Here is a 23,688-nt window from a genome sequence, read left to right as displayed (position 1 = left end):
CGCCGCCGGACGGTCAAAACCCATCGGCCTTGCGCGGCCCGGGCCTTCCCTGGAAGCTTGGATTTCAAGACTTCCATGGAGAAGCCTCATGAAGCCCGTCCGAGCCGTCCTGCTGTTGTCCCTCCTCACCACGACCTTCGCCGGGAGTGCCCTCGCGCAGGACAACTCGCGCACGCTGCTCATGCAGTGGCTGGCGGATCCGGACGTCTACAAGGAGAACGACGACCTGTTCTTCCTCACCGGCACGGGCAACGGGGTGCTGCTGCCGCTGTATGAGTCCAACGACCTGACGACGTTCCGCTTCAAGCGCGACTACAACCCGTCCGCGACGGACCCCACCTACGACTACTGCTTCCTGTGGGCGCCGGACCTGAGCAAGGTGGGCAGCGTCTACCAGCTCCACTTCTCCGGCCACCGGGTGCCCAACGGCGCGGCGTGTCCTCCGGCGGGCCAGGAGGTGACGACCTTCGTCGCCACGGCGCCCGATTTGAACCTGGTCTTCGGCGTGCCCCAGCCCATCAACGCCAATACCACCTGGCCGCGCACCACCACCGGCACGGCGTGCCTGCCGCAGGGGTGCAACCGGAACATCCGCATCGACTCGGCGACGTTCAACGACGGCGCGGACCGCTGGCTCTTCTATGTCTGGTTCCAGAACGGCAACAACATCTCGTCGTTCAAGCTGGCCGCGCCCGGCACCGTCTACAACCACGCGGGCCCGGCGGTGTTCGCGACGCCGGCCTACGAGGAGGGCATCAACGAGGCACCGGAGCTCTTCAAGCGCGACGGGCGCTACTACATGGTCTTCAGCGGCGGTTGGTACAACAGCCAGTACGCCATGTACTACGTGATGGCGGACTCCATCCCGGAGCTCACGCGGGCGCGGGCGGTGCGGCGGATGTCCCTGCCGCTGAAGAACTCCGCGGGCCGGCTGGTGCAGTCCCACGGCCACGACGTCATCGTCGAGCGGCGGGGCGAGTACTTCAACGTCTTCCATCAGGGCGCCTTCGACAGCGCGGGCAACCTCACCTCGCGCAGCACGTACAAGCAGCGCGTCGCGTTCAAGCCGGACGGGGCGATGACGTCGCTCAACCAGGTGAACGTGCGCTGGAACCGGCTCGCGGGGTACAGCTACTCGCTGGACGTCGTGCTGAAGAATGGTTCGGTGGTGGGGCCGTGCACGTCGGTGGTGCTGCTGGGGCAGTCCAACAAGACGGTGTTCGACGGCGTGTGCCGCAGCGCCGGGGACCGCGTGGTGACGAAGGGGGAGATCGCCGCGTTCCGCCTCTTCTATTCCAACAACAACGTCTGGGGGCCGTCCGTGGAGAAGGCCTATGACGGCATCTCCGACGACGTGTCCCTGGAGCTGCCCGGCGGCGTCACGCCCTTCGTGGACCTGGAGTGGAGCGAGGAGGAGACGCTGGCGCAGTACTCCATCGACGTGCAGCGGCGGGACACGGGCGCGTGGATTGGCCCGTGCATTGGCGTGGGCGCCGTGAACAAGAGCCTGGCCTGGACCTACCAGGGGCGATGCGACACGCCGGGCATCAACGTGCCGTACTCCAACATCCAGGCCTTCCGCGTCTGCTCCGCGGTGAATGGCGACTGGGCCCACGCCCGCTGCGGCGCCGCCGCGTACGACGGGCGGGCCCTGCACTCGCGCATCAACATCCCCTAGGCTGGACGCCCCATGTTCGACGCCATCACCTCCGACCCCGCGCTCCTCGTCCTCCTCATCATCGTGGCGGGAGGGCTGGGCGTGGCGTTCGGACCGAAGGGGGGGCTGCTGGGGCTGCTGGGCGCCGGGCTGGATCGCACTGAGTTGGAGAACGGAAGGGCCGGCGAGGCCACGGTGCTGGAGGTACGGGACACAGCGATCCGCATCGACAAGCGCCCGGTCCTCCAACTGCTCCTGGAGGTTCACATCCCCGGCCGTGCTCCCTATCAGGCGCGGGTGAGCAAGCGGCTGCCGCCTCATTCGAGCACGGCCACCTGGGGGCCGGGGCTTCGGGTCCAGGTGATGGTGGACCCGATGAAGCCCCAGCGCGTCGTCATCACCGGCTTCGCGATGGCCGCCCCGGCCAGCCCGCCATCGCCCCCGGTGGATCCGGTCCGGGCGATGGAGGACCTGAAGCGCATGGCCGATGGCGGCCTCATCACCGAGCGCGAGTACGAGGCGAAGAAGGCGGAGATCCTCGGCCGCTTTTAGCGTCCGTGAAAGCGCCGGACTAGGGGGTGTCCCTAATTGAGCCACATCCGAGTGCAGGCGAGGTGGATGAGGGCAAGGTAGTTGCGGGCTGTCTTCTCATATCGAGTCGCGAGGCGGCGGAAGCGCTTGAGGCCATGGAAGAACCGCTCGACCAGATAACGAAGGGCGTAGAGCTTGCGGTCCTTCGAAAGGGCTCTGGGGCGCTCCGGCTTGGAGGCGATGACGGCCTTCATGCCGAAGAACTTGAGCAGGGCGCGGAACCAGTCCGCATCGTACCCGCTGTCGGCGATGCAGGCCGCGCCCACCGCGTGCATTATCAGGTCGTCGGCCTTGGTCATCTCGTGCCGCTGGCCGGGCGTCAGTTCGATATGGCGTGGCCGTCCTCGGCTGTCGACGAGGGCATGGACCTTGGTCGAAAAACCTCCTCGAGAGCGTCCCAGAGCGTTGTGTTGGACCCCCCTTTTCCTCCCGCGGCGTCCAGATGCGCCCGGATGGTGGTGCCATCGAGGATGGACGCTTCGTCCCCCGGCACGGGAGGATTCGACTCGAGCTGCACTTCCTTGAAGAGCCGCTCCCACACGCCGCGCTTCGACCAGTTGTTGAAGCGGTTGTACACGGACTTCCACTTGCCATATCGACCGGGCAGGTCTCGCCAGGGGCTGCCGGTGCGGGCGAGCCAGTACACGGCGCTGACAAACAGACGCTCGCCTTTGAGCGAGTGCCGGCCCCGCCGCGGAGGCAGAAGCGGGCGGATGCGCTTCCATTCCTGGTCGGTGAGTTCATGTCGGTGCATCCCCTGGGGTAGGCAATGGCCCCGCTTTAGTGCAACCCCTCCTGCTGATGCTCGGCCGAGGGCACGACTGCTACCCTCGGCCGCAGTTCATCTTCTCTCGTTTAGGGACACCCCCTAGTCGTAGCCGCACATGAAGACTGAGAAGTGGGAGCTGCCCCTCACCTTGTAGTGGAGCTTCCGGAATCCCGTGTGCGCGGCCTCGATGGCGGGATGGGCCAGGATCCACTTCATCGTGGTGGGCACGTCGTCACAGGGCTCGCTGAACGTGTCGTTGAGTTCCTCCAGGAAGGCGGAGGCCCTCGCGTTGGTCTCGAGCGCCTCCCGGCGCAGACCCTCCACCTGCGCCCGGGTGCGGATCTCCCGCGTCAGCGGCTCGCTGAGCCAGGTGCTTCCGTCGGAGAAGCGCACGTCCAGCGCGAGCCGCGCGGTGCGCCTCGCCGTCGTGTCCAGCGTGACCTGGAGCGGCAGGCCGGGCTCGTGGGCGTTCTTCCCCATGGGAACTGGCGTCAGCCGCCGGAGCACCTGGCCCTGGGCATCCAGCTCCACGAGGGTCGCCTCGGTGGGGCGGGGGACGAGCTGGTGCGCGAACACCTTCATCTGGAGCGGGGTCGTGTCTCCCACGAGGAAGTCCTTGGGCTCCTCCAGGACCAGCGGCGGTTGGGCCGGCCCAGGCTGGGAATGGAGATCGTCACAGCGCACGGTCAGCTTCACGTTGAAGTCGTGCTCCGCGGGAGGCAGTCCCTTGCAGGCCAGCTTGACGTGCAGGGTCTGCTGCAAGGCGGTGGGGGCGCCTTCACAGCGGAGCACCTGCTGCATGGGCCAGAGCGGCGGGGCCAACTGGATGGGGCCTCCCGCCTTGGTGGCATCCTCGGGTCGCAGCGTGAGGTTCACGTTCCCCGCGGCGCTGCTCAGCTCCATCTTCTCCAGGCTGTCGCCACAGGAGTGCCGCAGCTCGATGCTCGGATGGAACCAGAGGGGCGTGGCGCCGCCGCCGTCGATGCCGCTGAGCTTTCCCTTCATCACGTAGGCGGTGGTGTTCTGGCGGGCTTCGACCTGGGGCCGACGCATGGCCTCCACGGCGAACTGCACGAGCCGCTGCTGGTAGCGGCTGGCCTGGTTGGGGGTCAGGCGCGCCTGCTGCGCGTCCGTGAGCGGCACGACCGGGAACGGGTTGTCGGGGAGGGGCTCCCGGCTCTTGAGGATGAGCTGGTCGGAGCCCCGCTTCGTCTCCACCCGGAGCCAGAGGGTCTCGGCGGGCTGGGGCGTCAGCGCGTCCTGCAGGTCGGTGGCGTCGAGCTGGGGCAGGGGCACCCGGGTGAAGCCCCTGGGCGGCTGGGTGATGCCTGTCACCTTCATGCCCTTCTGGAGGCCCGCCTCGGCGGCGACGCTCTTGGGCTCCACCCGGGTGACGGTGACCGTCTCACCATCCGACCGGGCGGAGTAGCCCGCGGACTTCATCGTGACGGTGAATGGCGCCGCCGCGAACAGCCAGGCGCCAGCGAACGCGGACAGCAGCGAGGCGAGGAACATGGGGAGCACGTTAGCGCGGTGCGAAGCGCTTCGCGGACCGCAGCTTCGCCTTCATGGCCTCCATGTCGCGGTTGCGCGGCGGGGAGGTGGTCACCAGCGAGTCCATCAGCCGTCGCGCTGTCTCGGTGATGTCCTCGACGGCGCGGTTGAAGGCCTCCTCGTTCGCCTTCGAAGGGGCACTGGTGCCGCTCAGCTTCCGCACGAACTGAACGGCCGCCGCCCGCACCTCCGCGTCGGACGCGGGGGGCTCGAAGTTGAACAGCGTCTTGATGCTCCGACACATGGACGGGTCCCCTGGCGTGAAGTGCCGCCAGCGTACCCCACGCCCGTGCTCCCGCCGCCGGTGTGAACCCTATCGAATCAAATCTTGTGGGGATAAGCTGTCTAGCTGGATGTATCCGCAAGAGAGGATGAAGCTCATGAAGCTTGTATCGGGTGTGTTCGCGGCACTGGTCATCGCGACGCTGGCGGCCTGCGGTGGTACGGATTCCGGCGACGTGTCGGAGGACCTGGGACAGGTCTCCAGTGCCTTGTCGACCTGTTCGACGACCTGTGCGTCGGGGACGACGGTGTCGTGCTCGGGGAGCTCCTGCTCCTCCGTGGACGGCCAATATGTGCAGTGCAACGGCTCCTATCAGTACTGTCCCTCGACCCCTCCGCCCAGCTGCACGCGCGCCAACACGTGCACGTTCATTGACGGCACGTCGTGTCCCTCCGTCGGCACCTACCGGGATTGCTGTCTGAGCGGGCTGCCCACGGGGAGCTGCTACTGCAAGCCCGGCAACACCTGGACCTGCACCCTTCCCCCCGAGGATCCGTAAGCACGGCCCGCGAATCCATTCGCCGCGGAGTTCAACGCGCCCTATCCGAACCAGGCGCGCTGCATCGCCGCGCGGGGCGTGTACGACACCTCCCCGTACGACGACAGCCTCTACGTCTGCGACCTCATCCCGGCCGGTCTGGGCAAGGTCCACTGGGTGGAGTGACGGTCTCACCCACGCCGTCCGGAGCAGGTTGCTTCCGGACGGCGCGGGAGTTGTTCTTGTTGTTGCTGGAGACGTGAAACCGATTTCAGGGGGACATCATGCGGCTCGACATCTTTTCGGAGATGCAGCACCCGAAGGAACGCTGGAGCGGTCCGGACCACGAGCACCAGCTCATCCAGGAGACACTGGAGCAGGCGCGGCTGGCGGACGAGATGGGCTATGGCGTCTGGTGGCAGGTGGAGCACCACACCGCCGTGGAGTTCAGCTACAGCTCCGCGCCGGAGATCATGCTCACCGCCATCGCGCGGAGCACGAAGAACCTGCACGTCGGACACTCGTCGGTGCTGGCGCCCATGCGCTTCAATCATCCCATCCGGATCGCGGAGCGCGCGGCCTTCATCGACCACCTGAGCGGGGGCCGCTTCCAGCTGGGACTGGCGCGCAGCACCATCCCGGAGTGGCGCACCTTCAACATCGAGCCTGACTCCACGCGCGGGCAGATGCAGCAGGCGTTCGAGCTGGTTCCGAAGCTGTGGACGCAGGACAAGGTGTCGTGGGACGGGCCGGACCTGCGGCTCAAGGACGTCAGCGTCATCCCCAAGCCGTACCGCAAGCCGCACCCGCCGCTGTGGCAGGCGTGCTCCAGCCCCGCGTCCTTCGAGCAGGCGGGGCGCAACGGCGTGGGCGCGCTGGGCGTGACGCTCTGGGCCTCTCCGGAGGAGGTGGCGGAGATGATCCACATCTACCGCGAGGCGCTGCGCACGCGCTGCGAGCCGGTGGGCGCGTTCGTCAACGACCAGGTCGCCTTCTTCACCTTCGTGCACTGCGCGGACAGCGAGCGCGAGGCGATGGAGAACGGCGCCGCGAAGGCCGCCGCCTGGTACACCAGCGGTTCGTTCACCTTCTTCGAGGCGAAGGACGCCTTCGTGAAGACAGCCGCGGAGCTGGAGGTGCTGGCGAAGGACCCGGCGGGCGGAGGCCTGACAGGCCAGTACCTGCGCAAGAAGGACCCGAACGCGCCGCAGTCCCAGGCGCAGCGCCTCCTGGGCCGCATCATGGGCGGTGAGCAGGTTCCGGACGAGCAGGTCTGGGAGGTGCTGAGCGCGCAGGACTCGCTCATCGTCGGGACCCAGGAGCAGGTGCGCGCGGGGCTCAAGCGCTACCAGGCGCTGGGCATCGACGCGCTCATGTCCTTCCACCAGGTGGGCGCGCTGGCGCACGACAAGGTCCTGAAGAGCATCCGGCTCACGGGCGAGCTCATTCCGGAATTCCGGACACCGGCCGCGCCGTAAGAGGGAAGGAGAGGGCAGGGGAGCGTGGAGGTTCAACACCCACGCTCCGCGCCACTTCTCCCGCGCGGCGGGACGGAGCAAGCTGAACTTCGTGTCCCGCCGCTCACAGCTGCTCCTCCTGCTCGGCGTGTCAGTGCTCCTGCACGCGGCGCTCCTCTTCGCGCTGTGGCGGAGCCCGTCCGCCAACGTCCGGCGTCACGAGCCGTCGCGGGTCATCGAGATGGAGGTTGTCACCCGGGACGCACGACCCGCGCCGCCCGCGCCCGAAGAGGAGCCGAAGCGCTCGCCAGCGCGTCCGGACGAGCGCGAGCCCTCCACGCGCGCCCGGAAGAAGGACGAAGCGCCGTCGCAGCTGGCGGAGCGCGAACCCTCCACGCGCGCGGGGAAGAAGGACGAAGCGCCAGCTCCACCCGAGACTCCCGGGACCGCCGCTTCGGAACCCATCGCGGAAGCGCCCGCCGAGCCCGCGTCACCTCCGGTCCGGGATGTCCCGCTCCAGTTGGAACCGCCCGGGCTGCTGGGCGGTGGGCTCCTCAAAGGGCCTCCGTCAACGGGGCGGACGATCCGCAACGTCCCCGGCTCGGAGCCGGACCCCAAGGCCCTGGCGGCCCGTGAGGCGGAGGAGGCGCGTCAGAAGGTGGATGGCTGGGCCAAGGATGCGACCGCGTCCTCGCGAGCCACGGGCGCGACGCCTCCCTACTTCGCGAAGCTGCGCCAGGGCTTCTCCGAGCGGCTGGTGAACCCGCCCCCTCCCAACACCGATGTGCTCGCCCGCCGGCTGAAGCGCGAGCAGCTGGAGTCCATCGAGCGCTTCGGCAAGACGGGCACTCCCTTCGCGCCCCAGGCGCGCGACGTCCGGCGCGAAACGTCCGATCGGCTCCTCGCGGCCGTGGAGGCCGGGCGCGCGGCGAATATGTACATGGTGGACGTCACGGCCCCCGTGCTCGCGCTCGTCGCCATCGTGGAGGTGCGGCAGGCTCGCGACGGCAGCCTCATCGACCTCCAGGTGCTGGAGGGCTCCGGGGACCCGAAGTTCGACCGCTGGGCGGTGTCCCACCTGCGGGATGCGCTCGCCAGCGCGGAGGCTCCCACGGACGGCGGCGTGGGCATCCGCGAGGACGGGATGCGGACCCGCTGGCGGTTGGAGGAGTACCTCGGCAACCCCCGCGTGCGGGTCCACCTCATCTCCATCTACTGATTCATTCCGTCCCGATGCCGCCGATGCGCTCGCCCGTCGCGGCGTCCAGCACGCGAAGGCTGCCCCATTGCGGTACGTACACCCGGCCGCCCCGGACCCAGAGGGCCGTCAGCTGAGAGGTGAAGTTGGATTCGGGCAGGGCCACGTCCCATGCCACGGCGCCGGTGCGCAGGTCTCGCCGGATGAGTTGTGCACCGCCCTTGTCCAGCTCATAGACGACGTAGACGGCGTCCTGCGTGATTTCCCCCACCTCCGGCGCGGTGTCCCGCAGGAGGAGCGGATCCTTCTCCGACACGGTGTCGTGCCACAGCGGCTTGCGGTTGCCCGGCGCGTACAGCCCCACCAGGGGCACCTGCGTCCCCGGCCACCGCGTGCCCAGCGCCAGCGTATAACCGCCCGTGCGGAAGAGGTACTTGGTGGAGAAGCCGCGGATGTCGGAGGGCGGGTAGCTGGAGCGCTCGCAGGAGGTGGGGTGCTCCGCCGGCCGGCTCATGTTGCACGTCTGGGGACTCAAGGGCGGCGTGGCGCAGCCCTTCGGCGCACGGGGCGCGGGCTTCGCGGTGGCCGTGAGCGTGTCGAAGAGCAGGTGCTGGTGGTCCACCAACTCCACCCAGACGGACGTCGTGTCTCCGGGCGGGATGCAGAGCCGGCGCGGCGAGTCCGTCAGCGGCACGCGCCCCAGCCGCTTTCCGGTCTCCAGCTCCAGCAGGTTCACCGTGCGCTGCTCGCTCATCACCAGCCGGCCGTTCTGGGCGATGACCTTCGTGTAGCGGGAGGCGTCCGGCCCTTCCGAGGGCGACGACTCCCAGAGCTTCTGGAACGTCCGGCCGTCGAACGCGGCGATGAAGTGCCGGAAGCCGGAGCTGGGTTCGTGCACGCTCACGTGGCCGACGATGTCCTCCGTCCCATCCCCGTTGACGTCCACGAACGCAGGCGCGCCCCGCTCCACCCACTGGATGCGCTCGGGCGCGGGCTTGGGCGGCTCGGGCGGAGGCGTGGGGATGACTGGAGGCGCAACGGGGCGGACGGCCGCGGGAGGCGGGGTGCGGATGGGCTCGTGCGTGTCCGGGCCTGCGGCGAGGAAGAACACCGCGCCCATGACTCCCATCAGGACCATCACCGCGACGCCCGCGAGCATCACCACGACCTGCTGGTTCTTCTGGGCGGGCGGCGGCGCGCGCGGGCCGGGCTGCACCGGAAGCGGGCCGTCCAGGTCGAAGGCGTGGCCGCAGTAGCCGCAGACGTAGTGCGTCTTCGCGGTCTGGGGTGTGAAGGGCGCGTTGCAGTGGGGACAGCGCGAAGCTCTGGGCCGGGCCATGACACCGGGTGTAGCACTCCATGCCCACGAGGTGGCTGAAACACGAAAGCCCCCTCCCTCCGCGAAGGGAGGAAGAGGGCTTTGCGCACTCACGCCGGTGTCAGGCGGCGACTACGGCACCGTGGCGAGCAGGGAGACGCCCGAGTACGCGGAGTAGCCGCGCACGGAGACGTACCAGGTGCCGGCCGCGGGGGCGGTGATGGTGCAGGACTCCCCGTTGCCGCTGAGGTACGGACGGCAGTTGTACGCGGTCGTGGTGGGCTGCGAGCCCTGGCGCACGTAGAGGTCCGCGTCACCCGTGCCGCCGGACTGCTCCACCGTCAGGGTGGTGGCGCCCGCGGGGACGGTGATGGCGTAGTGCTTGAAGGAGCTGGCCGCGCCGGAGATGCCGGTCTGGTTGAGCAGCGTCTGCGTCGGCTGCTGCGGGGCATTGATGGTGGTGTTGATCCAGCTGGCGAAGGACGACACGCGGCCGTACATGCCCGCGTACGACGCGTCGGCGCAGCCGTAACCCCAGCTCACGATGCCCGCGAGCACGCGGGTGCTGCCATTGAGGACGGTGAGGGGACCGCCGCTGTCACCCTGGCAGGAGTCCTTGCCCGGGGCCTTCGCGCCCAGCTGGTCCGCGGTGATGGTCTCCTCACCCTGGTAGTCGGCCTGCGCGGCGGCGTTGCTGATGATGTTCACGTCCACCGTCTGGAGCGTGGTCGGCAACGAGGAGGAGCCGCTGGACAGCGTGCCCCAGCCCGTGACGCGCGCCACGGCGCCGACGCCGCCCACGCCCGAGGCCTCATCCGCCGCCGTGACGTACGGGATGGCCTTCACGTTCGCGCCGCTCAGGTCCAGGGGCGAGGACAGCTTGAGGAGCGCCGCGTCCTTGCCGTAGTTGGCGTCCACGTAGCCCGGGTACACGACCACCTGGGACACGGTGCGGACCTGCCCACCGGTGGTGGTGGTGCGGTTGGTGACGCCCGCCACGATGCGGCCCGGCTTGGAGATGCTGCCACCGGAGTTCACGCAGTGCTGCGCGGTGAGGATCCAGCTCTCGTTGATGATGGAGCCGCCGCAGAAGTGGCTGCCGCTGCTGCTCTGCAGCGACACCTGCCAGGGGTTCGCCGCGATGGTGGTCGCCGAGCCACCGACGATCTCCTGGGTGGTGGCGGCGGGAGCCGGCGTCTCCGGCTGGGCCTGCTTCTCTTCCGTGGTCTGGGGACCGCAACCGACGACCAGCAGCGACACCGCGCTGGCAGCAGTCCAGCGACGCACCATCTGAGCCGAAATCATGTGAACCCCGTTTTTGTTGGAAAATATGAGGCGGCGGGATTCTGGATGAACCCAGGACTCCTTGTAAATGCCCTGGCCGACGATTTATTGTAACTGGATAACTACTGTGATGGGGTTGGCGTGACTGCTACAGCGTGTCACATGTCCAGGCTCTGGATGTCTACTCGGCGACGAAGGTGAAGCCTGGAGACACCTCCAGGCGGTAGCCGGGGTCCTCGAAGACCACCCGGGTGCCGGTGCCCTCCAGCATGTCTCGCACGTGGCTTACGTGGACGCGCAAGGCGTTGTCATGCAGGCGCGGGTCGTAGTCCGCGTTCCACATGGCGCGCACGCAGTCCTCCTTCGGCAGGATGCGGCCTGGTTGGCGGGCCAGGGCGTAGAGCAGCCTTCGCGGCAGGGCTCTGCGCTCCAGGGAGACGGTCTTCCCTGGGGCGCGCAGCTCGTGACGGCGGGCGTCCAGCACCACCTCTTCCGGCGCGGGCGCCTGCGGGAGGGAAGCGGCTTGCGCGGCGGAGGCGAGTGGCCGGTTCAGCTCCGCCATCAGCTCGGGGTCCACTCCTCCCCTGGTGCCTTCGCGCGTGGCCTCCTCCAGGGCCTGCGCCGCCTCGCGGGCGCGGCCCGCGTGACGGTGGAGCGTGGCGCGGGTCAGGTGTCCCAGCATGCGCTCCAGCGCGAAGTCGTCACCCCGGGCCAGGGGCTCCAGCGCGGTGAGCAGCGCCGTGGCGCGCGGGGCGTCCGCGCTCCGGGCGGCGGCCAGGGCGGCCAGGGCGCGCTGGCGGGCGGCGATGCCGGGGCGCACCTCGCGGGGCTCCACTGTGACGGGCGGTGCCTCCGGCCCCGGCACGTCCAGCGTGCGCGCCACCCGGGCGGCGCGCATCAGCCCCACCACGCCGCGCGCCCGGACCTCTTCCTCCACCGCGTCCAGCTGTGCGTGGCCCTCCGCGCGCCGGCCCATTTCCAGCAGCATGCGGCCCGAGCCCACGCGGCACAGCAGCCGGACGAAGAGGTAGCCCGCCTTCTCCGCGCGGCCTTCCGTCTCCCTCAGCGCCGCGAGCGCCGCTCCGCGCTGTCCCGACTCTCCGCGCACCCACGCCGCGATGCAGTCCAGCTCCAGCGCGAGGCGGGGGGCGCCCAGCTGGCCCAGGCGCTCCCGGGCGCTGGCGAGCGCGGCGTCGGCCTCCGTGAAGCGGCCCAGCCGGCTGAGGATGCCCGCGGACATGGCCGCCACCAGGGGGCCCCGCGAGTCGAGCGGCGCGTCCTCCAGCAATGACACACATTGGGCCAGGGGCTCCGCCAGCTCGCTGTCCCGGCCTTCAATCCAGAGCATCAGCGCGCGGGCGTAGGCGCACCAGCCCAGCACGCGCCGGTCCCCGGTCGCGGTGGCGGCGTTGTCCAGCATCGCCAGGGATTCATCCAGCCGTCCCTGGAAGAAGCGCAGCGCGGTCCATGCCAGCAATTGCTGGAGGAAGACCTCCGCGCTGCTCGGCACCGGCATGGACTCCAGCGTGCGTTCGCAGGCCTCCGGCTCCATAGCGAAGAGGGCCACCCGCACCAGCACGGCGCCCACGCCCTCGCGCAGGGCCTCGTTCGACTCCGGGTCCGGCGCTCCGGCGTCGGCCTCCAGCGAGGCGCGCAGGGCCAACAGCTCCGGATAGGCCCGGCGCAAATCCAGCAGCCGCACCCGCGCTCTCGCATGGGCCAGCTTCACCTGGGGCGTGCGCAGCGCGGCGGGCAGCGAGTCCAACAGGCCCAGGAGTTCGTCCGCGGCGCCGTGGCGCACCAGGGCCTCCGCCTGCGCGACGATGAAGTCCGCGCGCGCTTCATGCCGGCCGAGCGCCTGGAGGTGGCGGCACACCGCGCGCACCCGGACCACGGCGGGCAGGGGCTCCTCTTCCAGGGCCTCCAGCAGCGCTTCGTGGCCCGCGCGCGCTTCGTCCGGCGACAGCAGGGACACCATCGCCTCGCGCACCAGGTCGTGCACGCCGTGCCGGCCCCGCGAGTCCGTCTCCACCAGCAGCTTCGCGCCCAGCTGGCGCAGCGCCTGGTCCGCCGCGTCGCCGGACAGCACCGGCCGCAGCGTGCTCATGGTGAGCGGCAGCTGGCTCAGGGACATCATCGCGGCCAGCCGCCGTTCGTCCGCGGGCAGCGCGGCGAGCGCCGCCCGCACCGGTTCGTCCCCGCCCGTGTCGCCCGCGTGGGCGCGGCGCAGGAGGAAGGGCAGGCCCCGCGAGCGGCCCCACGCCGCGTCGAAGCCGTCGCGCTCGCCGTAGAGCGCGTCCAGCTCCCGCCACAGCTCTCTCGCGGCCTCCTCCGGCAGGCCCTCCAGCCGCAGCTCCACCCGGTCCGGACTCGCCGCGTGCCGGGGCACCGACTCGCGCGAGGTGGCCAGCAGCGTGCCCTGCCGGAGCCGACCTCCCAGGTCCTCCACCAGCGCGGCGCGCTCCGGCGGCCCGAGCACGTGCAGGTCGTCCAGCACGCACAGGGCGCGGCGCGCCTCCAGCTCCCCCGCCAGCGCCTCCAGCCGGGACGCGTCCGACAGGGCCTGGGCCACGGGCGCTTCGCTCAGCAGGCGGCGCACGTCGTCCACCACCGTGTCCAGCGTGTCCCCGGGCCGCACGCGCCGGTGCACGACGGGCCCCCGGTGCTTCGCGGCCACCGCCGCCACCAGCGCGGACTTGCCCGCCCCGGGCAGCCCGTAGACGACGCCCGTGCGCACGCGCCTCAGCATGTCCCCCAGCCGCCGTACCTCCTGGGCTCGGCCCACGAAGACAGCAGGCGGTCCCAGCCCCGGAGCGGTTGGCGTGCGCATGGCGCGCGTCATTGTACGTCCATCCAGGCACGGTCCGTCACAGACGCTTCAGGTGTCGTCCAGGCTGAGCGCGCTCAGGTGGCTGACGTCCCCCCAGGTCACCATCCGCAAGGACCCGTCATGGAGGTCGAACTGGTTCCAACCCGCGTTGAGGACGGAGAAGGCGCGCGGCGCGGCGGCGGGGATGCCCAGGCAGTGGCGCAACAGGGCGCTGAGCAGGCCGCCATGGGTGACCACCACGACGCGGGCCCCTGGATGGCGCGCACCCAGCTCCTCCAGGCAGTGCAGCGCCAGCCGCAGGCGCTGGGACGCGCTCTCCCCTTCGGGCACCACGTAGTCGGCATGTCCCTCCGCGTACGCGGCGAAGACAGCCGGGTGACGCTGGCCGGCCTCCGCGCGCGTCAGCCCTTCGAGCACGCCCAACCCGCGCTCCCTCAGGCGCGCGTCCCGCTGGACGTCGTGGCCCGTCCTCGCCGCGATGCGGGAGGCCGTCTGCACCGCGCGGTCCAGGTCGCTGCTGTAGAGGGCCTGGAAGGGAAGGGTGGCCAGCCGCGCCGCGAGCGCCTCCGCCTGCCGCTGCCCTTCACGGCTGAGCATGCTGTTCAGGTGCCCCTGCAGGCGCCCCAGTGCGTTCCACTCCGTCTCCCCGTGCCGGAGCAGGATGAATTCGGTCGTCATGGCCCAAGCGTGGCGGGCGGGCTCCGGCGGAGCAAGACTCGCGAAGTGTCAGTCCGGCGCCGCCGCCATCGCGCCACGGCCGCGCCCGCCCCTTCCTCCCGGGGATGTGTCACATCGATGAAACGCCACCGCGGCAGGCCAGGTGCCCATGGAGGCCCGGCGCCTGGGAGCCCTGGGGATGTCTGTCTTCTGGCCCCGTGGGGCAGGGCGCCTGCTCGCTGGCGAGCACGTTCCCGGGAATCAGGTCGGACAGCACTCCTGGACGGCTGTGATGACACTGGACGCGCGTCCACCTTTCCGCGATTCCGAGCTAGGGCGTGTCTTCCTGATTACGCGATGGGAGGACGGCGGATTCTCCGTGGACGCTGGGCCGGAGGGGGAGACATCGATGAAACACGGTCAGAATCTGGAAGCGATGAGCCTGGACGCAGGGCCACGGGAAACCCCGGAGCACGCACCGCGAAGGACTCACCGTTTCGGCTGGCTGAGAATGCTGGGCGTGGACTCGGTCCTCATCGCCAGCTCGCTGGTCGCCGCCACGATGCTGCACTTCGCGGACGGGCTGTCCCCGGCCTGCAAGGAGGTCCTGCCCCGGGCCGTGGCGCTGCTGGTCGTGGTGCGCCTGGTGACGCTCATCTGGCTGGGCCTGCACCGCTGGTCCTTCGACCGCTCCGGCATCCACGAGGCGGTCCGGCTGGAGCTGGCCAGCCTCGCGGGCACCATCGTGTTCGAATTGCTGCGCTCCATCTTCTTCATGGAATCGCTGCCGGGGCAGGTGGTCGCGCTGGAGTTCTTCATCACCACCACGCTGCTGGGCTTTCACCGCTTCGCCCCGCGCATGGTTCGACAGTGGTACCTGGACCGTCAGCGCGCGCGGGCGCAAGGCTCCCAGCGCACCCTCATCGTGGGCGCGGGCAGCGCCGGAGACCTGCTCCTTCGTGACCTGGTGCGGGACCGCAACAGCCCGTGGCACGTCATCGGCCTGGTGGATGACGACCCCGGCAAGCAGGGCACGTACCTCAATGGCAAGCCGGTGCTCGGCGTGCTGGACGCGCTGCCGGAGCTGATGAGGAAGCACCGGGTGACGCAGGTGCTCATCGCCATCCCCCGGCTGTCCCCGGAGCGCACCCGGCACCTCTTGAGCCTGTGCCGGCACCAGAGCGTCAGCTTCAAGATCATCCCGGCCTCGTTCGCGTACCTGGACCAGAAGATCACCGCCGCCATGCTGCACGACCTGTCGCCGGAGCACCTGCTGCCCCGGGATGCCATCTCGTTCGACCATGACGAGGTGCACCGGCTGGTGACGGGCCGCCGCATCCTCGTCACCGGCGGCGCGGGCTCCATCGGCAGTGAAATCGTCCGGCAGGTCGCGGGGCACTCGCCCGCGTCGCTGGTGGTGGTGGACATCAACGAGAACGAGCTCTACCTGCTGGTGCGCCAGCTGCAGTCGCGCTACCCGCACGTGCCGGTGCACTCCGTGGTGGCGGACATCCGCGACCTGGACCGGCTGATGCGCATTGGCCAGGAGTTCGCGCCGCAGTACGTCTTCCACGCGGCGGCGCACAAGCACGTGCCCCTGATGGAGGACTCGCCGGAGGAGGCCATCAAGAACAACGTCTTCGGCACGCAGAACGTGGCGCGCATGGCGGACGCGTGCGGGGCGGAGCGTTTCATCCTCATCTCCACCGACAAGGCGGTGAAGCCCTCGTCGGTGATGGGCGCCTCCAAGCGGCTGGCGGAGATGGTCATCCGCGACATCGCGGTGACGTCGCGCACCACCTTCTGCGCCGTCCGCTTCGGCAACGTGCTGGGGTCCGCGGGCAGCGTGGTGCCGCTCTTCAAGCAGCAGATTCAAGCGGGCGGCCCCGTCACGGTCACCCACCCGGACTGCACCCGCTACTTCATGATCATCCCGGAGGCGGTGGGCCTGGTGGTGCTGGCCGGCCTGGGCGGCTACGGCGAGCTGTGCATCCTGGACATGGGAGAGCCGGTCCGCATCGCGGAGCTGGCCGCGAACATGATCACCATGACGGGCCTGGTGCCGGACAAGGACATCTCCATCGTCTACACGGGCCTGCGCCCCGGAGAGAAGCTGGAGGAGACGCTCATGTCCGAGGAGGAGGAGCTCACCCAGAAGGTGCGCAACCGCATCAAGGTGGCCCGCAGCCCCGCGCCGCCCGCGGACTTCCAGCTCCAGCTCAGGCGCCTGGACCGCGCGGCCCGCGCCGGTGACTCCCACGACGTGAAGCGCGCCCTCCAGGACCTCATCCCCGCGTACACCCCGTCGAAGATGACGGGGACGGTGGCGAAGGTGTTGCCCGCCTTCGGCCCCGCGAAGCCATCCTCGGCGGAGCAGAACGTCAGCGCCTGACCCCACGCGGCCCCGGCCGTCCATGAGGAGCCCCGGTCTCCCGTGCCCCTTCGAGGGCGGGAGGCCGGGGCTCTTCGTCATGGGAGGTGCTGGGAGCGGTAGGCCGGAAAGAAGCCGCTGGCGGGGTGGCCCTCCGAAAGCGAAGCGTACGCCGCCGCGTCGCAGACGATTTCGTGCGTGTGGATGCGGCCGCTGGCGTTGGAGAAGCCGCGCTTGAAGTCCTCCAGGCCGTCCCCCGGAGAGAGCCCGCCCCCCAGGTGAAGCGGAAGCCCCAGCCGCACGCACAAGGCGCTCATCTCGCCGAAGACGTTCTTCGCCGGTGAGCGCGCCAGGTGCGCATCCGCCGTGCCGCCCAGGTAGTAGTGCAGGAGTCCGTCGCTGCGGACGACCAGGGCCGCGGAGGCGACCGTCCCATCCGGCGCGCGCGTCGTCGCGAGCCAGGCCTCCGGGGACGCGAACAGCTCCTCGAAGTACGCGTCGGAGAAGAAGTACCGGCGGCACGCCTGGTCCCGGACCATGGTCTGCCGGTACACCTCGCGAAACCCCGCGCGCTCTTCAGGCGGTGCGTCCCGGGCCGCACACACGGTGCTCACGAATCCCAGCCGGACATTTCGCCGCATGTGTCGGCGGTGCATCTCCCGGGGTGTGAGCGGGCGGCATGGGTCCACGAAAAAGACCTCGTTGCGCGCGGTACCACCCGAGAAGCAATGCGGTCCCTGGACCCGCTCCCTCACGAAAATACTGACCAGTTCCGTGCCCCGCCAATCCACGGCAGGTGCTGGCACCTCGCTCAACCCGTCCAGCTCACCGCCCGGAAATCCATACGGAGAAATGGCGTCGCGGTACGAAGTCCCCTCAATCGCTCGCACGATGAGTGGGATTCGCAACGTCCTGCGTGTATCGGTTTCTTCAATCGCCAGCGTATGGGTGACCTGCTCCGCGCGCAGGTGATTCTCAGAGCGGAAGTACTGCCCGGATAGCGCCGAGGCGCCCGCGTCGGGAACCAGCATGGCGCTCGCCTGCCCTGTCCTCGTCATACACCCCCCACCCCTGATACCGCACATACCGGCTCAGGCGGACAGGCCCATGGGGCCTTGGACTGACAACTCACGGGCAGTCACCGTGTCTTTTTTTGTCTAATCACAAAGGAATTACCTGGGTCGCCAAAACATTTTGGCGTCCGGTGAACGCACTCCGGCGTTCCCACAACAGGGTAGCCTACCGGGCGGTTGACGGGAGCTACCCCACAGGACCCCCCTGATGTTGGAATCCCGTCGTCGCAACTCTGGTCGTGCCCTGTCGTCCCTGTTGTCGCTGACCCTGCTGGTGGGTGGTGGTGCTTGCGGCCCCCAACCCGAGCAGGACGGTGCCAGCACGGCCAGTCCCAACGGAGATAACACCCCGGGCAGCACCGAAGTCTCCACCCCTGACGCGGACACGCTCGCTCCCTCTTCCCCCGAAGAGCAGATCGCAGTGGGTCCCTCCGAGCCGGAGGCCGAGGCTGCTCCCACCACTCCGGAGGCGGACGGTTCTGCCGCCGCGGAGTCGCCTGCCCCCTCCACCGCGGAGGAGGGCCTTGGCACCACGGCCCAGGCCGCCACCAGCCTGCGCTCGGTCGCGGCCTGGGAGACGCTGTTCCTGAACCGCTGGAACTCGGAGCACACCTCCAGCTTCCTGCCCAAGAGCCAGTCGCTGGACAGCTGGCAGTTCTACGACCTCGCCTACGGCGTCGATGGCAACACCGCGATGTATCGCGCCACCGGCAAGACGCAGTACATGGACCGGGCGCTGCTGTATGTGAACAACATGGTCAACCACGCGAAGGTCTCCTCTTCGCTGCCCAGGAGCCAGTTCAAGGACAGCTACCTGGGGTGGGCGTCCGCCCGCTCGGACACGCTGGGCCAGGAAGTCCCCCTGTTCGAAAGCTACTGCTGGCGTTACGTGACGCGCATGCTGCGCACCATCCGTGAGACGCCCGCGCTCTACAACAACAGCACGTACAAGACGCAGTACGACAAGCTGCTGGCGTTCACCGAACGGAACATGTTCGAGAAGTGGAACAAGCGCGGCGCGAACAGCTACCTCTACCGCGTCAATACGCACATGGCGTCGCACTGGGCGTACATCGCCATGGACCTGTCGAAGATGACGACGGACGCCACGAAGAAGGCGCAGTACCTGACCGTCTTCAACAACATCAACCGTGACATGCCCAACAACACCTCGTCGCTGCGCGGCCAGCTGATGACCAGCCCGGTGAACTCCAACGCGTACTTCTGGGCCGCCGAGTGGGGCTCCAAGAAGCGCCCGGGCCAGGACGTGGCGCACGGCAACGGCGTGATGGCCTACATCGTGGAAGCCCACGACGCGGGCATGGAGTGGACGGACGCGGACATGCGCAAGTTCGTCGTCACCCTGAACAACGTCATCTGGCCGTCCGCCAAGAAGTACGGCAACTACGTGGACGGCACGGGCAGCGGCACGGGCTGGTTCAATGACGGCCTGGTGAAGCTGGGCCGCTACAACGCCGCCCTCCAGCAGCGTCTGGAGACCCACACCGTGGGCCAGAACACCCAGTACTACGGCAACGGCGCGCTCAACGCGAAGCTGCTGTCCCAGGGTTCGGCGCTCTAAGCCGAATTCCACGATGTGAAACAAACACCCCCTCCTCCCGCCCGAGCGCGCGGGAGGAGGGAGTGTGCGAACGCTCCAGGCAATGCCGGGGTCCATGGACCCGGTCTTGCCTGGAGTTTTTCGCATGTCCTCCCGCATCTACCTGTCTTCGCCCCACATGGGCACGCTCGAGCGCGGCTATGTCGACGACGCGTTCGCAAGCAATTGGATTGCCCCCCTGGGCCCCCACGTCGATGCCTTCCAGGAGGAGTTCGCCCGGTGCGTGGGGACGCCGCACGCGCTGGCGCTGAGCTCCGGGACGGCCGCGCTCCACCTGGCGCTCCAGCTGGTGGGCGTGGGGCCCGGCGACGACGTGCTGGTGAGCACGCTCACCTTCTCCGCGTCGGTGAATCCCATCCGCTACCTGGGCGCGTCCCCGGTCTTCATCGACAGCGAGCGCACGTCCTGGAACATGGACCCCGCGCTGCTGGAGGAGGAGCTGGCGATGCGGGCCCGCCTGGGCCGGCTGCCCCGCGCCGTGGTGGTGGTGCACCTGTACGGCCAGAGCGCGGACCTGGATCCCCTCATGGCCACCTGCGACCGCTACGGCGTGCCCGTGGTGGAGGACGCGGCGGAGGCCCTGGGCAGCACCTACAAGGGACGGGCCCCTGGCACGGTGGGCCGCGTGGGCATCTATTCGTTCAACGGCAATAAAATCCTCACCACGTCCGGCGGCGGGATGCTGGTGTCCGCGGACGGCGAGCTGGTGCAGCACGCGCTCAAGCTGGCCACGCAGGCGCGAGACACGGCGCCGCACTACCAGCACTCGGAGGTTGGCTACAACTACCGGATGAGCAACGTGCTGGCCGCCATCGGGCGGGGGCAGCTGCACGTGCTGGAGGACCGGGTGGCCGCGCGCCGCGCGAACCACGCCTTCTACGCGGAGGCCTTCCGGGGCCTGCCGGGCATCCAGTTCATGCCGGAGGCCCCGTGGGGCCGTCACACGCGCTGGCTGACGACCCTCACCATCGACCCGGAGGCGTTCGGCGCGGACCGGGAAGCGGTCCGCACCGCGCTGGAGCGGGAGAACATCGAGGCGCGGCCGGTGTGGAAGCCGATGCACCTTCAACCCGTCTTCGCGAACTTCGAGCGGCGGCGGGGCAGCGTGGCGGAGGACCTGTTCCGCCACGGCCTGTGCCTGCCGTCCGGTTCCAACCTCACGCGCCGGGAACTCGAACGGGTGGTGGAGGCGGTCCAAGCCGTTCCCCGGAAACAGGGGCTGCGGACGGCGGGCTGACCTGGGCCTGTTCCTGCTGCCGGAGCGCCAGGACCCTGGCCTCCGGCTGCGGGGTGCCCATGAACTTGTGCAGGGTGGCCTCGCTGGCGAAGGAGATGCCCTGGCGCTGCAGCACGCGCACCACCGTCAGCGCCAGTATCTTCAGGTCCAGCGCCACGCTCCAGTGGTCCACGTACCAGACGTCCTGCCGGAAGCGCTCCTCCCAGGAGAGCGCGTTGCGGCCGTTGATCTGCGCCCAGCCGGTGATGCCGGGCAGCACGTCGTGGCGCCGCGCCTGCTCCGCGGAGTAACGCGGCAGGTACTCCACGAGCAGCGGACGCGGCCCCACCAGGCTCATGTCGCCCCGGAGCACGTTCCACAGCTGCGGCAGCTCATCCAGGCTGGTGGAGCGCAAGAGCCGCCCGGCCCAGGTGAGGCGCTGCTCGTCCGGCAGCACCTGTCCGTTCGCGTCCGTGGCCTCCAGCATCGTGCGGAACTTGAGGACGGTGAACAGCTGGCCATTCTTCCCCGGGCGCCGCTGCCGGAAGAGGACGGGGCCGCCCAGGGTCAGACGGACGAACAGGCCCGTGGCGGCCATCACGGGGGAAAGGCATATCAATCCCACTCCTGCCGCCACCACGTCGATGCACCGCTTGAGGAACAGCCCGGTTCCTGCCTGTCTTTGCATGGGGACGTCGCTCCTTGAAGTCGGAAAGGCTAGAAATCCTTTCAGTCCTCCACCACGACCCCTGGGACTCATCCTGTTGTCGGCTCCCGTGCATCCACGGGGCCCGCTGGGGCGGTCCGAAGCGCTTGCGCGGGCTCCGGTGCCGTCAGCCGCCGCCAGACGCGCAAGGTCAGCCAGACGCTGCACGCGAGTTCCGACACCCACCCCAGCCCCAGGGCCCATGCGGCCCCCACCGGGCCCACGCGCGGCACCCACACCGCGCTGCCCAGCGCGACCACGGCCACGGAGACGACGAGCAGCACCACCTGGCCCTTGAGCTCGCGCGCCGCGGTGAGTCCCACCGCGAGGCTCAAGCAGACGTACTCCAGCGCCGCCGCCCCCATCAGCCAGACGAACAACGTGAGATTTCCGGCATAGGCGGCGCCGTAGAAGAGCGTCAGCGCCCACCGGCCGAGCAGTGCCGCACCGGCGATGGCGCACAGGCCCACCCCCGCGGACGCCGCCGTGAAGCCCACCAGCACCTTGCCGTAGCGGCGCGCGTCCCCCGCAGCGTGGTAGCGCCCCAGCCGGGGGCTCACCGCCTGCCCCAGCGAGTGCACCACCCGGCCGCCCAGCGCGGCGAAGTACGCGAGCGCGGCGTACATGCCCAGCTCCGCATGGCCCGCGTGTGCCTCCAGCAGGTAGCGGGGGATGTTGGGCCGCAGCGCGCCCATCAGCGCGGTGAGGCCCAGCACCCAGCACAGGAGGAAGAGCGCCTTGAGCCGCGTGCCCTCCGTGCGCCACGGCGTGCGCCAGAGGGTGCTCCAGGGGCGCACGCCGGGGAACTCGCGCCGGAGCGCCCGCGCGTCGAAGACGAAGAGGACGATGGCCCAGGCGAAGGCCATGGCCGCCGCGCCGGCGATGGGGCTGTGCGTGAGCCACAGCGCCAGCGGCACCAGCACCACGGACAGCACGCTCTTGGCGATGGTGGACCGGGCGATGAGCCCCAGCCGCTCCACCTTCTGGAGCGCGCCGTAGAAGACCTCGCTCACCGCCTCGAAGCCCTTGGCCAGCGCCACCAGCGCGATGACCCAGCCCGCGTGGAGCGAGTCCGCCATCCCCGTGGCGATGGCGCAGCACATCGCCACGCCCGCGACGACGTTGAGCACCATCAGGCCCAGGTAGTGCTCGAAGCCGAAGGCGCTCCGGGCGTCCGTGGCCTGGAGCGTGCGCAGCTGCATGCGGGACATCAGCAGCACCGGGGCGGTGATGGCCAGGGCGAGCGCGAACTGGCCCACCTCCTCCATGGTGGCCAGCCGCGCGAAGGCCACCAGGACGCCCCATTGCGCGAGGGCATAGATGAGCCCGGCGGAGAGCGACCAGACGAAGTTGCTCCCCACCGAGCGCGCTGTCATGACCGGGCCGCCGCGCGCTGCAGTACCTCTGACAGCCGCTTCGCCGCGATGTCCGCGGAGTAGCGCTCCCGGCCCAGCTTCCCGGCCAGCGCGCCGGCCTCCGCGAGCCAGCGCGGGTCGCGCAGCCTTTTGGCCAGCATGGCCGCCGCGGCGGGGATGTCCTTGGGCGGCAGCCTGAGGCCAAAGGCCTCCCGGTCCAGCAGCTCCGCCTGCCAGCCGCCGTAGTTGAGCGCCAGCGGACGGCCCGCCGCGAGCGCGTCGAAGAACTTGTTGGCGGAGTTGTCCTGCATGCCCGGCACGTCCGTGAACATCGACGTGGCGATGGTGGCCGCGCTCAGCACCGCGGGCACCTGCTCCTTGGGCACGCTGGGCAGGAAGAAGAGGTTCTGGTTCTTCACGCCCAGCCGCTCCGCCAGCGCGTGCAGCAGGGACTCCTCGCGGCCCTTGCCCATGATGACGAAGCGGACCTCCGGGTCCAGCCTCCGCATCTCCGCGGCCACCCGCACCAGGTACTCCACGCCGTTCACCAGCCCCAGCGTGCCCGCGTACAGCACCATGGGCCTGTCCCCCAGCCACGCGTACTTCTGCCGGAGCTCCTGGCCCGCGGACGCCGGCACCTGGAAGCGGTCCGGGTCGCAGAGGTTGGGGATGATGGTGATCTTCTCCGACGGCACGCCCGCCGCCTCCACGCCCGCCTTCATGCCCGGCGACAGCGCGACGATGTGCTCCGCGCCCGCGTACGCGGCCCGCTCCAGCAGCTGAGCGGCCAGGATGGCGGAGCGGCTCTTGAGCGCGCCCACCGCGATGGGGATGGCGGGCCACAAGTCGCGCACCTCGAAGACCATGGGCCGCTTGTTCCACCGCGACGCGGCGATGCCCGGCACCGCGATGGTGAGCGGCGTGCTGGTGGCGAAGAACACGTCCGCGGGCAGCTGCGCGGCGCGGCGCGTGGAGTTGACGGCGAAGTGGCTGAAGGCCCGGATGCGGTCCGGGTAGCTCATGGCGTTGTTGTACGGCACCGGCAGCCAGTGCACCTGGATGCCGCTCTCGTTGGACTCGCGCCAGCCCTTGCCCGTGCCTCCGTCCGTGCGGGTGTCGGAGGTCACCATGTGGACCTCGTGGCCCATGGAGACCAGGCGCCGCGCGAGCTCATAGGAGCGCGTGCCCCCGTGCATGGTGGGGGTGTTGAAGTACTGATGCAGATAGACGATGCGCATGTCAGGCGGCTCCTGTGAATGAGGGTTGGGGA

The 23,688-nt window shown here is 69.6% G+C and carries 18 protein-coding genes and 1 pseudogene; 8 read left to right on the top strand and 11 right to left on the bottom strand.

Going from position 1 to position 23,688, the window contains the following annotated elements:
* The first annotated feature begins 88 nt into the window (after nt 1-88).
* Together D7Y15_RS10965 and D7Y15_RS10960 are read left to right on the top strand one after the other, a co-directional pair.
* On the top strand, nt 89-1,678 hold the full coding sequence (locus D7Y15_RS10965) for a family 43 glycosylhydrolase (protein ID WP_120579852.1): 1,590 nt from the start codon (nt 89-91) through the stop codon (nt 1,676-1,678).
* Nucleotides 1,679-1,690: 12 nt separating this feature from the next.
* Nucleotides 1,691-2,209, top strand: coding sequence for an SHOCT domain-containing protein (locus D7Y15_RS10960; protein WP_120579851.1), 519 nt, complete (start codon nt 1,691-1,693; stop codon nt 2,207-2,209).
* Between the two features lie 32 nt (nt 2,210-2,241).
* On the opposite strand, the pseudogene D7Y15_RS10955 reads toward D7Y15_RS10960, so the two are convergent.
* From D7Y15_RS10955 to D7Y15_RS10945, 3 genes and pseudogenes are all read right to left on the bottom strand, one after another.
* Nucleotides 2,242-2,975, bottom strand: a pseudogene (locus D7Y15_RS10955) (IS5 family transposase); the annotation flags it as partial.
* A 141-nt stretch (nt 2,976-3,116) separates the two neighbouring features.
* Nucleotides 3,117-4,532, bottom strand: a complete 1,416-nt coding sequence (locus tag D7Y15_RS10950) for a PDZ domain-containing protein (protein ID WP_120579652.1) — start codon at nt 4,530-4,532, stop codon at nt 3,117-3,119.
* A gap of 10 nt (nt 4,533-4,542) precedes the next feature.
* Nucleotides 4,543-4,815, bottom strand: coding sequence for a DUF2277 domain-containing protein (locus tag D7Y15_RS10945; protein WP_120579651.1), 273 nt, complete (start codon nt 4,813-4,815; stop codon nt 4,543-4,545).
* 136 nt (nt 4,816-4,951) lie between these two features.
* On the opposite strand from D7Y15_RS10945, the gene D7Y15_RS10940 reads away from it, so the two are divergent.
* From D7Y15_RS10940 to D7Y15_RS10930, 3 genes are all read left to right on the top strand, one after another.
* Entirely contained in the window at nt 4,952-5,353 is a 402-nt protein-coding gene (locus D7Y15_RS10940) for a hypothetical protein (protein ID WP_121752541.1), read from the top strand.
* A gap of 263 nt (nt 5,354-5,616) precedes the next feature.
* Complete coding sequence (locus D7Y15_RS10935; RefSeq protein WP_120579650.1) at nt 5,617-6,810, top strand: LLM class flavin-dependent oxidoreductase; 1,194 nt, start codon at nt 5,617-5,619, stop codon at nt 6,808-6,810.
* 91 nt (nt 6,811-6,901) lie between these two features.
* Nucleotides 6,902-8,008 (top strand): ferrichrome ABC transporter substrate-binding protein, encoded by a 1,107-nt coding sequence (locus D7Y15_RS10930; protein ID WP_169821614.1) that lies wholly within the window; start codon nt 6,902-6,904, stop codon nt 8,006-8,008.
* 1 nt (nt 8,009) lies between these two features.
* Here D7Y15_RS10930 and D7Y15_RS10925 read toward each other — a convergent pair whose 3' ends face one another.
* The 4 genes from D7Y15_RS10925 to D7Y15_RS10910 form a co-directional block, all read right to left on the bottom strand.
* Entirely contained in the window at nt 8,010-9,326 is a 1,317-nt protein-coding gene (locus D7Y15_RS10925) for a PQQ-binding-like beta-propeller repeat protein (RefSeq protein WP_120579648.1), read from the bottom strand.
* Between the two features lie 111 nt (nt 9,327-9,437).
* A complete protein-coding gene (locus tag D7Y15_RS10920) occupies nt 9,438-10,595 on the bottom strand; it encodes a trypsin-like serine protease (RefSeq protein WP_233597324.1) in 1,158 nt (385 codons plus the stop codon).
* A gap of 175 nt (nt 10,596-10,770) precedes the next feature.
* Nucleotides 10,771-13,419: a winged helix-turn-helix domain-containing protein gene (locus tag D7Y15_RS10915; RefSeq protein ID WP_148712743.1), complete on the bottom strand. Its 2,649-nt coding sequence runs from the start codon at nt 13,417-13,419 to the stop codon at nt 10,771-10,773.
* 48 nt (nt 13,420-13,467) lie between these two features.
* Nucleotides 13,468-14,097, bottom strand: a complete 630-nt coding sequence (locus tag D7Y15_RS10910) for a histidine phosphatase family protein (protein ID WP_121752517.1) — start codon at nt 14,095-14,097, stop codon at nt 13,468-13,470.
* Between the two features lie 490 nt (nt 14,098-14,587).
* Here D7Y15_RS10910 and D7Y15_RS10905 point away from each other — a divergent pair, with 490 nt between their 5' ends.
* Nucleotides 14,588-16,468, top strand: a complete 1,881-nt coding sequence (locus D7Y15_RS10905; RefSeq protein WP_233604894.1) for a nucleoside-diphosphate sugar epimerase/dehydratase — start codon at nt 14,588-14,590, stop codon at nt 16,466-16,468.
* Nucleotides 16,469-16,545: 77 nt separating this feature from the next.
* Here D7Y15_RS10905 and D7Y15_RS45640 read toward each other — a convergent pair whose 3' ends face one another.
* Entirely contained in the window at nt 16,546-17,103 is a 558-nt protein-coding gene (locus tag D7Y15_RS45640) for a GNAT family N-acetyltransferase (protein WP_255424680.1), read from the bottom strand.
* Nucleotides 17,104-17,728: 625 nt separating this feature from the next.
* Here D7Y15_RS45640 and D7Y15_RS10895 point away from each other — a divergent pair.
* Together D7Y15_RS10895 and D7Y15_RS10890 are read left to right on the top strand one after the other, a co-directional pair.
* Nucleotides 17,729-19,102: a hypothetical protein gene (locus D7Y15_RS10895; protein WP_121752515.1), complete on the top strand. Its 1,374-nt coding sequence runs from the start codon at nt 17,729-17,731 to the stop codon at nt 19,100-19,102.
* A gap of 124 nt (nt 19,103-19,226) precedes the next feature.
* Nucleotides 19,227-20,378 (top strand): DegT/DnrJ/EryC1/StrS aminotransferase family protein, encoded by a 1,152-nt coding sequence (locus tag D7Y15_RS10890; protein WP_121752514.1) that lies wholly within the window; start codon nt 19,227-19,229, stop codon nt 20,376-20,378.
* Here the strand turns inward: D7Y15_RS10890 and D7Y15_RS10885 are convergent.
* The 3 genes from D7Y15_RS10885 to D7Y15_RS10875 form a co-directional block, all read right to left on the bottom strand.
* Nucleotides 20,299-21,045: a sugar transferase gene (locus tag D7Y15_RS10885; protein ID WP_121752513.1), complete on the bottom strand. Its 747-nt coding sequence runs from the start codon at nt 21,043-21,045 to the stop codon at nt 20,299-20,301. The two genes, D7Y15_RS10890 and D7Y15_RS10885, sit on opposite strands and share 80 nt — an antisense overlap.
* Before the next feature lie 68 nt (nt 21,046-21,113).
* The gene (locus tag D7Y15_RS10880) at nt 21,114-22,439 is read right to left on the bottom strand and encodes a lipopolysaccharide biosynthesis protein (RefSeq protein WP_121752512.1); all 1,326 of its coding nucleotides are present in this window, start codon (nt 22,437-22,439) and stop codon (nt 21,114-21,116) included.
* Nucleotides 22,436-23,656: a glycosyltransferase family 4 protein gene (locus D7Y15_RS10875; RefSeq protein WP_121752511.1), complete on the bottom strand. Its 1,221-nt coding sequence runs from the start codon at nt 23,654-23,656 to the stop codon at nt 22,436-22,438. The genes D7Y15_RS10880 and D7Y15_RS10875 overlap by 4 nt, the downstream gene beginning before the upstream one ends.
* Nucleotides 23,657-23,688 lie beyond the last annotated feature (32 nt).

Source organism: Corallococcus sp. AB030, assembly GCF_003668965.1.
In the GTDB taxonomy this organism is placed as follows: domain Bacteria; phylum Myxococcota; class Myxococcia; order Myxococcales; family Myxococcaceae; genus Corallococcus; species Corallococcus exiguus.
The sequence above is the reverse complement of the archived record's forward strand: the minus strand, read 5'-3'. Positions and strand labels throughout refer to the sequence as shown.